We start from the raw sequence: 13,120 nt of genomic DNA, 5'->3' as shown, positions 1-13,120 counted from the left end.
TTTTCGGTGGTTCCTGCGTGGCACCTCCCGGGGTGTTCTTCAGTGTTCCCGTACCCCGGCGCCTGGAGAGTATTCACATTTGTCGACTTAGCCCACCGTATGTCGGCGGCCGCCGGAATATCGACTATTTGCCCTCAGCGGTTCTCATTACCGTCAATGCGGCCCTAAACGTCGGGGTGCTTGACAGCAGCCGCCAGAAAGTCAGCCGGCATAGCGTGGTGCCGACTGGCCTACGTGCTGAGGTTCCAGTGGGCTCGGATTGCCTCTGCGATTGGGCTGGCGGTGACGTCCACCCGGAAAGCGACGGGTGCCGTCCCTGTCTCTTCGACTATCGAGTCACGGTACACGCGGCCGCATGAGGGACAGAGGGTATAGAGATCCTCATCCGCAGGCCACTCCGCCAGCTCGGCGGGAACGGAGGTGCCGCCTCCGGCGTAAACGGGGACGCCCTGTGAGTTGGCCTGGATCAGCCCGGCCTGGCTGACGGTATTGCCGCACACACAGGTGATGGTGGTGACGTCATGACCGATTACATCGGCGGTTTCAGTGTCCACGATGAACTCTCCGGTGCTGGAAGCGACCTTCTGATATCAGCTTATGCCTGCCGGAACGTATGGTCGCCTGGCTGGAGACCGCAAACGGATTTCCCCGCTGCGCGCCCCTTCAGCGCAGCCGGGAGTGGTGGCTGCAGGGCTGACGGCGGGGTGGCCGCGCTTGTCCCTACGGGTTGTAGATGCTGCGGACGGCGGCCAGGTGCTCCGGCCGGATCGGTGCCGTGTGCTCCTGGTAGTCGGGGTGCCGGCGCAGCCAGCCCTTGATGTAGGGGCAGACGGGCACGATCATCAGCCCGGCGGCGATGGTGTCGTCCACCGCATGCTTGGCCAGGACCGCGGCGAGGCCCTTGCCGGCATAGGCCTCGCTGACCTCCGTGTGGTAGAAAATCCGTTCCTTGTCGTCCGGCCCGCTGGCGGGCACGTACTCGGTCTTGCCGATGGCAGTTTCCCCGTCGACGAGCTCGTAGCAGTGCTTGTCGACGGCGTGCCGGACGCTGATGGTTGTGGCCTGTTCCATGGGACTCCTGTGTTCGGTGTACTAGCCGCGGGGCCGCAACTGGGCGTTGGGCAGGACGGGTGCGGGCAGTGGGGCGGGTGTTCCCTGGGGGAACGGGCCGAAGCGGGGATACGGGGCACCGTCTGGGTAGGTGCTGCCGCTTGGCGGGGCGGCCGGTTCAGCGCCGATTTCTGCCTGCCACGCTGCCCGGTAGGCGACGACCTCCTCGTGCGTCCGGCCGATGAAGTTCCACCACATGACGATCTGCTCCCCCAACGGCTCGCCGCCCAGGATGAGCACCCGCACGGGGGTGTCCCGGGCTTCGAGGACCAGGCGGGACTGCCCCGGAGGCAGGTACGCGAGGTGGTCCACGGGCAGGGGTGCGCCGTTGAGGACCAGGTCCCCGGTGTCGAGCAGGACGCCGTACTCGAAGGCTGGATCCAGATCCAGTTCCAACGTCTCGCCGGAACGGATGGTGGCCTCGGCGCCGACCAGCGGCGGAGTGTAGGTCTGCACCGGGGAGGTGGAGCCGGCCAGGGACCCGAGAAAGACCTTCAGTTCCGCGCTGCCAATGAGCACCGGCTCAGGGGCATAGTGCTCGAACGTAGGGGCCATCTGGCGTGTGGAGTCCGGCAAGGCGAACCAGAGCTGGGCGCCATGCAGGACGGTTGTCTCCGGGGCGGACAGCTCCTGGTGGGAGATCCCCCGGCCGGCGACCATGAGGTTCACTTCACCGGGGCGGACGGTGGCGGCGTACCCCGCCGAGTCGCGGTGCTCGATCTCACCGGTGAACAGCCAGCTGACGGTGGCCAGTCCGGTGTGCGGGTGTCGGGCCACCTTCATGCCTCCCGAGGAGGAGACGAGGTCCGGGCCATAGTGGTCAAGAAAGCACCAGGACCCGATGAGGCTGCGTTGTTTCTGGGGCAGGGTCCGCCGCACGGGCATGGCGCGCGGGCCACCGAGGGGCACTTCGCGCGGAGGAAGGAATTCGATGCCTGCGGGCTGGCCCTCCTCTCCGCAGAGCATTTCCTCCGGGACGGCTTCCAAGTTGCTCACGCCTGGCTCCCCACGGGTTCACGGCCGGGGCCAGCGGGCGCGGCAGAGGTGCGGGGATTGACCGGGTGGCGGCTGAGGATGGAGACGCGGTTGAAGGCGTTCATGGAAACGGCCGCCCACTGCAGGGCCGAGTACTGGTCGTCGGTCAGTGCCGCCCGCGCTGTCGCCATGCTGGCCTGGAGGCTGTCGTGCCCAGGAAGTCCGGTGACTGCCTCGCCGATGATGAGGGCGGCGCGCTCGGCGTCGGTGAAGACGGAGGTTTCGCGCCAGGCGGGCAGCACGGCGAGCTGCTGGTCGCTGACTCCGGCATCCCGGGCGAGGCGGACGTGCAGGTCCAGGCAGTAGGCGCAGCCATTGAGCTGGGAGACCCGGACGTTGAGCAGTTCAATGACCGACCTGGGCAGGCCTGCCTGTCCGGCAGCATCGGCGACTTTCAGGGCGAGCCCATTCAGCGCCCGCCAGCTGGCGGGGTCGGCCTTATCGAGAAAGAACTTGCTGCCGGTCATAGCGCTCCTTGTCATAACCCCATTGCCACCGACCGGCCGGATCCCCTAACCGGTCCTCTTCATCATCACATAGGCCGGAACATGGGAAAGCCCCGGACCTGGACGGTCCGGGGCTGCACAGGCTTCTGTTACCGCTCGATGCTGACGGTGAGATCCAGATGGATATCCGTGCCGGCGGCCAGGCGTTCCTGGAGGTAGCGGGCAAGACTTGCATCGCTGGCGGTGTGCACGCTTTGCGGGACCGCTCCGCGGAGGAGAGCCTTGCTGTTGGTGGAGTTGACCATGTCCAACGGCGCCCAGCCACGGTGGGCAGAGGTGAGGCGTTCCAGGTCGGTGCGGAAAGAGCGCCGGTGGTCGTCGCGGACCGTGGCGCACATGGTGAACGGGATGAAAGCAGTAGGCAAAGAGGTCCTCTCACGGGGCGGCCGGTGGTCGGCGCCCACTCAGGACAAGGTCCCCGGGGCCCCTCATATTCCGCTGAAGCGGAATATGAGTCCGACGTCACTGCAGGATGCGGCACACGGATTAGAACTTAGGTAAGCCTTAGCTATAGAGTCGACTCATCCCATTAGGAAACATTTTTATGATGTATTAGCAGCGGAGAGCAGAAGTGAATACCAGACTCAAGTCAGGCCTGGCATTGTTGGCGGCGGGCGCAGTGCTTGCCCTTACGGGCTGCGGGCAGGCGGCAACGGTCGGAACGGCGGCAGCGGAGCAGTCCTCGACCATCACCGTGGAACATGCGCAGGGGTCCACCGCCAACGTTCCCGTCAATCCTGAGACTGTGTTCACCTTCGATCTCGGCGTCCTGGACACCATGGACGCGCTCGGCGTGGAGCCCGACGGCGTGCCGCAGGCCACCTACCCGGAAGCCCTGAAGAAGTACTCGGAAGACCGGTTCGCCAAGATCGGCTCCATGAAGGAACCGGACTTTGAAGCCATCAGCGAGGGCGCACCGGACCTCATCATCATCTCCGGGCGCACCGCGGGTGCCTACGAGGAACTGAGCAAGATCGCCCCCACCATCGACCTTTCCCTGGACACGGCCAAGCCGATGGAGAGCTTCAAGACCCAGACAGAGACCCTCGGCAAAATCTTCGGCAAGCAGGAGCAGGTCACCGAAAAACTCGCGGCCGTCGACGCCAAGATCGCGGAAACCAAGGCCAACGCAGCCGGCGCCGGCAAGGGGCTGATCGTCCTGACCTCCGGCGGTGAACTGACCGCCTACGGTGCCGGCTCGCGCTTCGGCCTGATCCACGACGTCCTCGGGGTCAAGACCGCCGCTGACATCAAGAGTGAAGGCACCCACGGGCAGGCAGTGTCGTTTGAATTCATCAAGGAAACCAACCCGGACCTCCTGTTCGTCATCAACCGCGACACCGCCACCGGGGCCGATGCGACGGCGTCCGATGCGGTGTTGGACAACGAGCTCGTGAAGTCCACCAATGCCTCGAAGGACGGCAAGATCGTGTCCCTCGACCCCGCCGGCTGGTACCTCGTAGGGTACGGGCTGAACAACGTCCAGGCCATGATCGACGCCGTAGCCGGCTCCGTCGCCTAATTCCGCCGTAGTACCTGATGAGTACGACGACGGCGCGCACCGGCGCCGCTAAGTCCCCCGCGCCCGGCCCGGGCGCACCGGCTGCCCGTGGCCGTGCCGACGAGTCCACCGCACTGGCCGCGGGCGCCGTCGGCGTGCTCGTCCTGGCTGCCGCCAGCATGTTCGTGGGCGTCAGCGACGTCTCGCTTCCCCGCCTCCTGGCCGGTGACCAGGAAGCCTGGGACATCCTCTGGATCTCGCGCGTCCCGCGGACCCTCGCCGTGGTCCTGGCCGGCTCGGCAGTGGCAGTGGCGGGACTCATCATGCAGCTCATGGCGAGAAACCGCTTCGTGGAGCCCTCCACGGTGGGCACCACCGAATCGGCCACCCTGGGCATCCTCGCGGTCACGGTGTTCGCTCCAGGCGCCTCGCTGCTGGCCAAGATGGGTGTAGCCAGCGTGTTCGCGGTGCTGGGTACTGCGCTGTTCCTGGCCATCCTCCGCCGCCTCCCCACCCGAAACACCCTGCTGATCCCCCTCGTGGGCATCATGCTTGGCGGCGTTATTGCGGCAATCACCACCTTCTTTGCCTACCGCTTCGACCTCCTCCAGACCCTCAGCAACTGGATGGTGGGCGACTTTTCAGGCGTGCTGCGCGGCCGGTATGAGCTCCTCTGGATCGTGGCCGTGCTGACTGTGATCGGGTTCGTCGCCGCAGACCGCTTCACCGTGGCAGGGATGGGCCAGGATTTCACCACCAACCTTGGCCTCAACTACGCCCGCACCATGCGCCTGGGCCTGGTGATCGTCTCGTTGATCTCCGCCGTCGTGGTCACCTCGGTGGGCGCCGTTCCCTTCCTGGGCCTGGTGGTGCCCAACATCGTCTCACTCATCATCGGCGACAACCTGCGTCGGGCGGTGCCGTGGACCGCGCTGACGGGGGCAGCCTTCGTGCTGGCCTTCGACATCATCGGCCGCACCATCCGCTACCCCTACGAGGTCCCGGTGGGGATGGTCATGTCCGTCATCGGCGCCATCGTCTTCCTCGTCCTGCTGCTGAGGAACAGAAATGCCTAGCACTCACCTTCCCAGCCGGCCCGCGAAGCGTTCGACGACGGGCGGAAAGTCACGCAACTCCGCCGGCTTCCCGCCGTCGGCCGTCCTGGCCATTCTGGCCATTGCCGCCATGGCGGCACTGGCCGTCTTCCTCTTCATCGACCTCAAAGGAAACGTCGGTTACGTCCTGTCCCGGCGGGCCGTCAAGGTCGGCGCGATGGTGGTGGTGGCGACGGCGGTGGGGGTCTCCACGCTGCTGTTCCAGACCGTCACCTCCAACCGGATCCTCACGCCGTCGATCATGGGCTTCGATTCGCTGTACATCCTCATCCAGACCGGACTGGCGTTCTTCCTGGGGGCCACCGCGGTGGTCACGGCGCCGCCCCTGCTGAGCTTCGGGCTCGAGGTGATCCTGATGGTGGCCTTCAGCGCCTTGCTCTACCGGTGGATGTTCAGCGGGGCAGCCCGCTCGCTGCACCTGCTTCTTCTGGTGGGGATCGTGCTGGGCACGCTGTTCCGCGGATTTTCAACCCTGCTGCAGCGCCTCATGCAGCCCAGCGAGTTCATCATCCTGCAGGACCTGTTCTTCGCCAGCTTCAACTCCGTCAACCCGGACATCCTGGCCGTCTCGGCCTTGGTGGTGGGTGCCGCCGCAGCCTTCGCGTGGCGGCTCCGGCACCGGCTGGACGTGCTGGCGCTCGGCAGGCCCCTCGCCATCAATGTGGGCGTGGACCACCGCCGGACGGTCATGGCCGTGCTGCTGGTGTGCTCGCTGCTCGTGGCCGTTTCCACCGCCCTGGTGGGGCCGGTCACGTTCTTCGGGCTGCTGGTGGTCAGCCTCGGCTACCAGTTCTGCCGCGGGTTCAGCCACCGCTGGCTGCTGCCCATGGTGTCGCTGCTCGGCATCGTGGCGCTCGTGGCCGGCCAGCTGATCCTGGAGCGGGTCTTCGGCTTCGACACCGCACTGAGTGTGATCATCGAGTTCACCGGCGGCATCCTCTTCCTGTTCCTCCTGCTGAAAGGCGCCCTGAAGTAATGGAGTACCGCAAGTGATCGAGATCCGGAACGTCTCCAGGAGCTATGGGCACCAGCCCGTGCTCGACGACGTCAGCTGCACTATTCCCCGCGGCGGCATCACGTCCATTATCGGGCCCAACGGTGCCGGCAAATCCACGCTGCTTTCCCTGGTCAGCCGCCTGCAAACGCTGGACGCCGGCTCCGTCACCATCGGGGGTCTGGACGTGGCCAGGACCCCCAGCCGCGACCTCGCCAAAACCATGGCCATCCTGCGCCAGGAAAACCATCTGACCATGCGGCTGCGCGTCCGCGACCTCGTGGCCTTTGGCCGCTTCCCGCATTCCGGCGGCCGGCCGACCGTAGAGGACAAGGCCAAGGTGGACGAAGCCATCGCCCACGTGGATCTCGCTCCGATGGCGGACAGGTTCGTGGACGAGCTCTCCGGCGGGCAGCGCCAGCGCGCCTTCATCGCCATGGTGCTGGCGCAGGACACCGAATACCTGCTGCTGGACGAGCCGCTCAACAATCTGGACATGAAGCACTCGGTGGAGATGATGCGGCTCCTGCGGAGGCTGGCGGATGATCTGCAGAAGACCATTGTGCTGGTCATCCACGACATCAATTTTGCGTCCTGCTACTCGGACACCGTGCTGGCCATGAAGGACGGCAGGCTGCTGCACCAGGGCTCACCCGCGGACATCATGACCCCGGACGTGCTCCGGGACATTTACGAGATCGATTTCCGGATCGAGGAGATCGACGGCAACCTGATCGGCGTCTACTTCACCGACAAGGTGGCCAGCTAACGTCCTGCGGTTCCTTTGTAGTAGCGGCTGCGGGTTCCGCCCGCGGCTGCCTTCCGGTAGACGGCCAGCCCGTCCTTCTGGTGGATCATTGCCCGGCCTTTTCCGTCCTCCTGGATGATCCAGAACACGCTGCCGTCCAGCGCCACCATGTCCACGCGGCCGGTGGCCACGGCGCGCCGGTCGCAGCACACGGTCACCTCGTCCGCACGCGAAAGCCTGCTCCAGTTCGGCACGGGCTCCAGCGGGCTGAGGCGGGCGGGCTCGCCGGCGGGGACAGGCTGCTTGCGCGGACGGCGTTGGCGGGGCGTGGCTTCGATCAGAGTGGGTGCCATCAGAGTGGACATCGTCTTTCCTTCTTAATACGTGCGGATGTGGCTGAGGCGGACCGGCATCCTGTTTCGGCTGCCGGCCCGCCTCTTAGCAAGCGGTGATTCGGGAACTAAAACTGGCCGCCGTCGGCCTTCACGGCCAGAACCGGACGGTCCGCCTGCATGAGGATGCGCTGGGCGTGGCTGCCGAGGATGAACTTGCCCACCTGGGTGCGGTGCCGCAGCCCGATGACGATCAGGGAGGCGTTCTCCTCCCGTGCGACGTCCAGGAACTCCTCCGCCAGGTCGTGCTGGTAGGGCGGTTGGATTACCTTGGCCGTTACGCCGGCATCAGCCGCCTGGCGGGAGGCCTTGGCCAGGAGATCGTCGGGTGCCACCGACTTGTCCACCAAGGCGCCTTCACGGGCAGAGTTAACGATCACCAGATCCTGGTTGCGCAGCCGGGCCTCGGCGATGCCCGCCGCGAGGGCAGCTTCCCCCGCAGGGGTGGGGACGAAGCCAACGATGATGCTCATACCTTCTCCTTGATTTCTGTCGCGGTGGTTTCCGCGGCGACTGTGGCCTTGCGCTTGGCCAGCGCGGAGCGAATGCCCGGAAGCGCGGCCACGAGGACGAACACGATGAGGAGCGTGGCGGAGATGGGCCGGCCGAAGAAGCCGGTGGGATCGCCGCCAAAGACCAGCAGGGAGCGGCGCATGGAGCTCTCCAGCAGCTCGCCGAGCACGAAGGCCAGCACCAGCGGACCCGGTTCGAAGCCGAACTTCTTCATCAGGTAGCCGACGATGCCGAAGACAACCACGAGCGTCACATCGAACATGCTGTTGTTGATCGTGTACGCGCCGAGCAGGGTGATCAGCGCCGTGACGGGCGCCAGGATGGCGGCACGGACGCGGAGGATCTTCACGAAGATCCCCACCAGCGGCAGGCTCATGATCAGCAGCAGGATGTTGCCGATGTACATGGAGTTCACCACGCCCCAGAACAGCTCCGGGTCCTGCTCCACGAGCTGCGGGCCCGGAGTGACGCCTTGGATCAGCAGTGCACCGAACATCAGCGCCATGGTGGCGTTGGCCGGGATGCCGAGGGTCAGCAGCGGAATGAACGAGGACGTTGCCGCGGCATTGTTGGCGGTTTCCGGCCCGGCCACGCCCTCCGGCGCGCCCTTGCCGAAGCGCTCGGGCTGCTTGGCGCGCTTCTTCTCCATGGCGTAGGAGGCCATCGAGGCGATGGTGGCACCGCCGCCCGGCAGGATGCCCAGGAAGAACCCGAGGACCGAACCTCGTCCGATGGCGCCGGACGCCTGCTTGAGGTCGGCCCGGGAGGGCCACACATTTGCGACGGCGGAGGGCGCCTTTGCGGCGCGGTGGCGCTCCTCGAGGTTGTACAGGATCTCGCCAAGGCCGAAGATGCCCATGGCGATCGGCACGAAGTCGATGCCGTCAGCCAACTGCAGGCTGCCAAAGGTGAACCGGTTTTCACCGGTGAAGATGTCCCGGCCAACGGTCGCCAGCATCAGGCCGAGGGCGGCGGCGATGAGTGCCTTGGCCTTTGAGCCGCTGCTGATGGTGGCCACCAGCAGAATGCCCAGCAGGGCCAGGGCGGTGTATTCGGCGGGACCGAAGTCCAGCGCGAAGCTCGCCACGAGCGGTGCCAGGAACGTCAGGCCGATGATGGCCGCGGTGCCGCCGATGAACGAGCCGATGGATGCCAGGCCCAGGGCCGTGCCTGCCCGGCCCTGCTTGGCCATCTGGTAGCCGTCGAAGACGGTAACCACCGAGGAGGCCTCACCGGGCAGCCGCAGCAGCACCGACGTGATGGTGCCGCCGTACTGGGCGCCGTAGAAGATGCCGGCCAGCATGATGATGGCGGTGACGGGCTCAACGTTGTAGGTGAGCGGGAGCAGGATGGCGATGGTTGCCGCGGGCCCCAGACCGGGCAATACACCGATCAGCATGCCGATGACGACGCCGATCAGGCAGTACAGGAGGTTCGTTGGCTCCAGGACGACTGCAAATCCGTTGATCACGGGATTAAGGAAATCCACGGTGGTCTCCTAGAAGAGGTGGGGAATGGAAGTGTTGAGCGCCAGGACGAAGATGCCATAGAAGCCAGCCACCACGAGGCCACTGACCAGGAGCGTGGAGCGCCAGGTTTCGCCTCCAAGGAAGCGCATCCAGATGATGCACAGCACCAGGGCGGGCAGCTCGAAGCCGGCGATCGGCATGAGGGCCACCATGGCGGCCAGGGTGACCAGCCCGGTCAGTGGGGCCATGGACATGCGGGTGAATTTCTCCGCGTCCCGGTTGTGCCGGCCCGTGACCAGCTGGAACAGTCCGAGGGCCACCATGACGCAGCTGATCAGGAACGGCCACAGGCCGGGCTGCGGGGCGGAGGGTGTGCCCAGGCCCATGGCGATGGACAGGACCACGGCGCCGACGCCGACGCCGATGACCACGAGTGAGGACCCCATGTTGGCCAGCGCGCCGGCGGCCGGCGGCTTTTCTTCCTCCCACTGGGCTGCCAGCTGCTCGGGCGTCAGATCATCAGGATCAGCGTCAGGAAAAGCGTTGGTGCCGTTCCCGGCGGAGGAAACAGCGTGAGCGCCGTTCCCTCCGCCGGATACCGGTGATGGTGCCTGCACAGGAATCACTTGTTCCCGGCGAGGCTGATGCTGTACTTCTCCACCAGGGCCTTGTACTTCGCTGCGTAGTCCTTCCACTGGGTGACTACTTCCTCACCGGAGATTTCCTTCGGGGTCAGCATGTTCTTCTTGTTGAACTCCTTGTACGCGTCCGACTTCAGGGTGTCCTGGACGGCGGCGAGGAGCTTGTCCTTGACTTCCTGCGGGGTTCCCTTGGGAGCGGCGATGGCACGGTACTGGGCGACCGGAACGTCATAACCTGATTCGTTGGCGGTGGGCGTGTCCGGCAGGAAGGAGTTGCGCTGCTCCGAGAAGACCAGCAGCGGGGACACCTTGCCGGCCTCGATCTGCGGCATGGCTTCGCCGAGCTGGATGGTGGCCAGTTCCACCTGGTTGCCCAGGACGGCGGTCAGTGCAGGCTTGCCGCTGTCGAAGGGAACGTCGGTGCCCTTCACGTTGGCCTGCTTGAAGAGAACGGTCTGGGCGAGCTGGCTGCCGGTGCCGACGCCGGTGGTCCCGTAGGTGACGTTGCGGCCGGCCGAGGTCACGTCCTTGATGGATTTGAAGCCGGACTTTTCGCTGGCCACCAGAACATAGTCGTCCTGGGACAGGCCGGTGATGATGTCGAAGTCATCGATGCTGACGGCCTCGTCCTGCGTTACAGCCAGCGGCGTGATGGTGATCAGCGAAGCGTTGATGAGGAGCAGGTTCTGGCCGTCCGCCGGCTTTCCTGCCACCTCCTTGCTGGCAAGTGCGCCGTTGGCACCGGGCTTGTTTACTACGGGCATCGGTGCGCCGAGGGTCTTGGCTGCGCCTTCCGAGATGGCACGGGCGATGAGGTCCGTGCTGCCGCCGGGTGCCTGGCCGACGGTGAGGTTGACCGGGCCGTTGGGGTACTTCGATGAATCATTGCTGCCGCCGGAAACGTTGCCGCATGCGGTCAGGGCCAACAGGGTGATGGCCGACGCAGCTCCGAGAACGGCGCGGCGGGTGGGGAAGTGCATCATTGAAACTCCTCGTTAGCACTGCGGGCTGCCTCAGCCCGTAGGGGGATGTGAACCGGGTCACTGCCCGGCTCGCTAGGTCGAGTGTAGGGACGCGCTATGATGCATGTCTAAGCCCAAATATGCATCGAGTAATACCTGGAGAGCATCATGTTTACCTTCGACCAGCTGACCGGCTTCATCGCCGTCGCCGAGGAACTGCACTTCGGGCGGGCCGCCGAACGCCTCAACATGACCCAGCCGCCGCTGAGCCGCCAGATCCAGAAACTGGAGAAGACGGTGGGCGCAGAACTCCTCGAACGGGACAACCGCCGGGTCGAGCTGACCGCCGCAGGACGCGCTTTCCTTGACGAGGCCCGCAGGCTCATGGCGCTGGCCAGCCGGGCCCCCGTGACGGCGCGGCGCATCGCCTCCGGCCGGCAGGGCCATCTCCGCATCGGTTTCACGGCCGCGAGCGGCTTCAGCATCCTTGGCCCGCTGCTGGAGGAAATCGGCGCCATCGTGCCGGACGTAGACATCGACCTCCAGGAGCTGGTCACCGGCGAGCAGATCCAGGGCCTGCTAACCGGCGAGCTCGACCTGGGCCTGGCGCGCCCGCCGTTCGACACGGAGGTTTTCGACTCGCACCTGCTGTACCGCGAGTCCATGGTGCTGGCGGTGCCCGCATCGCATCGCCTTGCGGACCTGAAGCGGGACATCGAAAACGAGGACCTCAAGGACGAGCCGCTCATCATGCACTCCCCCACGCAGGCCAGGTACTTCTACGACCTCGTGGTCCGCCTGCATGCGATCCGGCACGAAAACGTGGTGCACACCGTGAGCCAGATCCTCACCATGGTCTCGCTCGTCGCCGCCAAGCGCGGCGTGGCCTTCGTGCCCCACTCGGCAACCGCCTTGGGCATCCGCGGGGTTTCGTTCCTGCGGCTGGCCAGCGGGGAAGAAGAACCGGTGGAGCTGCATGCGATCTGGAGCCGGGATGCCAAGAACCCGGCCCTGGTGCGGCTGCTGCGCGACCTGGAGTTTGCGGCCAACTGATTCCTTCAAGCCACGCAGGCTCAATGCACCGAGGGTATCAATAGATACAAAAATGCACTTGGACAGGCATGGACGGGCCTCCCTAGTCTGAAGAGGAAGCACAACCCCAGCCCCCGCCGCCCCCGGCGCCGACTCCAAGGACATCCCGTGGCAAAACTTTCACCCCAGGAACTCGCCAACACCCTCAAGGACGGGCTGCTGTCCTTCCCCGTAACCTCCTTCGATGCAGAGCTGCAGTTCGACGAGGAGAACTACCGCAAGCACCTGGCGTGGCAGGCCAGCTACCCCGTTGCCGGGCTCTTCGCTGCCGGCGGCACGGGTGAGGGCTTCTCCCTCACCCCGGCCGAGTCGGCCCGCGTGGTCCGCGCCGCCGTCGAGGAAGTCGGCAACACCGTTCCCGTGCTGGCCTCCGCCGGCGGTTCCACCGCCCAGGCCATCGAAAACGCCAAGGCTGCCGAGGCCGCTGGCGCCGAGGGCATCCTGCTTCTGCCGCCGTACCTGACCGAAGCCGACCAGGGCGGCCTGATCGAGCACGTCAGCGCGGTCTGCCGGGCAACGTCGCTCGGTGTCATCATCTACAACCGCGCCAACGCCATTTACAAGGACACCACGGTGGCCACCCTCGCCGACCGGCACGAAAACCTCATTGGCTTCAAGGACGGCGTGGGCGACCTCGAGCACGACGCCCGCGTCTACGCCAAGCTCGGTGACCGCCTCTTCTACCTTGGCGGCCTCCCCACGGCCGAAACCTTTGCGCTGCCGCTCCTGCAGCTGGGCATGAGCACCTACTCCAGCGCCATGTACAACTTCGTGCCGCAGTTCGCCCTCGACTTCTACCAGGACGTCCGCAACAACGACCGCGTGGCCGTGAACCAGAAGCTCAATGAATTCGTCATCCCCTACCTGGACATCCGCGACCGCGTGAAGGGCTACGCCGTCTCCATCGTCAAGGGCGGCCTGGACGCCATCGGCCGCTCTGCCGGCGGTGTCCGTCCCCCGCTGCAGAACATGGCGGAGCAGGACCTCGCCGACCTCAAGGCACTCATCGCCAAGGTTTCCTAACAGCCAGCTCCCACCTTTA

Annotated in this window: 16 protein-coding genes; 6 read left to right on the top strand and 10 right to left on the bottom strand. The window is 65.7% G+C overall.

Features of this window, described 5'->3' with window-relative positions:
• Positions 1 to 230 precede the first annotated feature (230 nt).
• The 5 genes from AC5RWD_RS14980 to AC5RWD_RS14960 form a co-directional block, all read right to left on the bottom strand.
• On the bottom strand, positions 231 to 554 hold the full coding sequence (locus AC5RWD_RS14980) for a hypothetical protein (RefSeq protein WP_494020761.1): 324 nt from the start codon (positions 552 to 554) through the stop codon (positions 231 to 233).
• A 166-nt stretch (positions 555 to 720) separates the two neighbouring features.
• The gene (locus tag AC5RWD_RS14975) at positions 721 to 1,071 is read right to left on the bottom strand and encodes a GNAT family N-acetyltransferase (protein WP_494020760.1); all 351 of its coding nucleotides are present in this window, start codon (positions 1,069 to 1,071) and stop codon (positions 721 to 723) included.
• A gap of 21 nt (positions 1,072 to 1,092) precedes the next feature.
• Positions 1,093 to 2,106, bottom strand: a complete 1,014-nt coding sequence (locus tag AC5RWD_RS14970; RefSeq protein WP_494020759.1) for a pirin family protein — start codon at positions 2,104 to 2,106, stop codon at positions 1,093 to 1,095.
• Positions 2,103 to 2,612: a carboxymuconolactone decarboxylase family protein gene (locus tag AC5RWD_RS14965; RefSeq protein WP_494020758.1), complete on the bottom strand. Its 510-nt coding sequence runs from the start codon at positions 2,610 to 2,612 to the stop codon at positions 2,103 to 2,105. The genes AC5RWD_RS14970 and AC5RWD_RS14965 overlap by 4 nt, the downstream gene beginning before the upstream one ends.
• Positions 2,613 to 2,740: 128 nt before the next feature.
• On the bottom strand, positions 2,741 to 3,016 hold the full coding sequence (locus AC5RWD_RS14960) for a hypothetical protein (RefSeq protein WP_494020757.1): 276 nt from the start codon (positions 3,014 to 3,016) through the stop codon (positions 2,741 to 2,743).
• A 206-nt stretch (positions 3,017 to 3,222) separates the two neighbouring features.
• On the opposite strand from AC5RWD_RS14960, the gene AC5RWD_RS14955 reads away from it, so the two are divergent.
• From AC5RWD_RS14955 to AC5RWD_RS14940, 4 genes are read left to right on the top strand one after another with little or no spacing between them, the layout of a single operon-like run.
• A complete protein-coding gene (locus AC5RWD_RS14955) occupies positions 3,223 to 4,173 on the top strand; it encodes a siderophore ABC transporter substrate-binding protein (protein WP_494020756.1) in 951 nt (316 codons plus the stop codon).
• Positions 4,174 to 4,190: 17 nt separating this feature from the next.
• The gene (locus AC5RWD_RS14950; RefSeq protein ID WP_494020755.1) at positions 4,191 to 5,228 is read left to right on the top strand and encodes an ABC transporter permease; all 1,038 of its coding nucleotides are present in this window, start codon (positions 4,191 to 4,193) and stop codon (positions 5,226 to 5,228) included.
• On the top strand, positions 5,221 to 6,243 hold the full coding sequence (locus AC5RWD_RS14945; RefSeq protein WP_494020754.1) for an iron chelate uptake ABC transporter family permease subunit: 1,023 nt from the start codon (positions 5,221 to 5,223) through the stop codon (positions 6,241 to 6,243). The genes AC5RWD_RS14950 and AC5RWD_RS14945 overlap by 8 nt, the downstream gene beginning before the upstream one ends.
• Before the next feature lie 13 nt (positions 6,244 to 6,256).
• Positions 6,257 to 7,030 carry an iron ABC transporter ATP-binding protein gene (locus AC5RWD_RS14940; protein ID WP_494020753.1) on the top strand — a complete coding sequence of 258 codons (774 nt, stop codon included), beginning with the start codon at positions 6,257 to 6,259 and terminating at the stop codon, positions 7,028 to 7,030.
• Here the strand turns inward: AC5RWD_RS14940 and AC5RWD_RS14935 are convergent.
• The 5 genes from AC5RWD_RS14935 to AC5RWD_RS14915 all read right to left on the bottom strand — a co-directional run bounded on the left by AC5RWD_RS14935 (position 7,027) and on the right by AC5RWD_RS14915 (position 11,007).
• Complete coding sequence (locus AC5RWD_RS14935; protein ID WP_494020752.1) at positions 7,027 to 7,374, bottom strand: hypothetical protein; 348 nt, start codon at positions 7,372 to 7,374, stop codon at positions 7,027 to 7,029. The genes AC5RWD_RS14940 and AC5RWD_RS14935 overlap by 4 nt on opposite strands.
• A gap of 95 nt (positions 7,375 to 7,469) precedes the next feature.
• A complete protein-coding gene (locus AC5RWD_RS14930) occupies positions 7,470 to 7,874 on the bottom strand; it encodes a universal stress protein (protein WP_494020751.1) in 405 nt (134 codons plus the stop codon).
• Positions 7,871 to 9,403, bottom strand: coding sequence for a tripartite tricarboxylate transporter permease (locus AC5RWD_RS14925; RefSeq protein ID WP_494020750.1), 1,533 nt, complete (start codon positions 9,401 to 9,403; stop codon positions 7,871 to 7,873). The genes AC5RWD_RS14930 and AC5RWD_RS14925 overlap by 4 nt, the downstream gene beginning before the upstream one ends.
• Positions 9,404 to 9,412: 9 nt before the next feature.
• Positions 9,413 to 10,000: a tripartite tricarboxylate transporter TctB family protein gene (locus AC5RWD_RS14920; protein WP_494020749.1), complete on the bottom strand. Its 588-nt coding sequence runs from the start codon at positions 9,998 to 10,000 to the stop codon at positions 9,413 to 9,415.
• Between the two features lie 5 nt (positions 10,001 to 10,005).
• Positions 10,006 to 11,007 carry a Bug family tripartite tricarboxylate transporter substrate binding protein gene (locus AC5RWD_RS14915; RefSeq protein WP_494020748.1) on the bottom strand — a complete coding sequence of 334 codons (1,002 nt, stop codon included), beginning with the start codon at positions 11,005 to 11,007 and terminating at the stop codon, positions 10,006 to 10,008.
• A 147-nt stretch (positions 11,008 to 11,154) separates the two neighbouring features.
• On the opposite strand from AC5RWD_RS14915, the gene AC5RWD_RS14910 reads away from it, so the two are divergent.
• Both AC5RWD_RS14910 and kdgD read left to right on the top strand, forming a co-directional pair.
• Complete coding sequence (locus AC5RWD_RS14910; RefSeq protein ID WP_494020747.1) at positions 11,155 to 12,039, top strand: LysR family transcriptional regulator; 885 nt, start codon at positions 11,155 to 11,157, stop codon at positions 12,037 to 12,039.
• Between the two features lie 147 nt (positions 12,040 to 12,186).
• Positions 12,187 to 13,101, top strand: a complete 915-nt coding sequence (gene kdgD / locus AC5RWD_RS14905; protein WP_494020746.1) for a 5-dehydro-4-deoxyglucarate dehydratase — start codon at positions 12,187 to 12,189, stop codon at positions 13,099 to 13,101.
• The last annotated feature ends 19 nt before the right edge of the window (positions 13,102 to 13,120 follow it).

This window comes from Arthrobacter sp. CMU6 (assembly GCF_059090205.1).
Note: the sequence above shows the minus strand (reverse complement) of the source record. Positions and strands in the feature narration are given on the sequence as shown.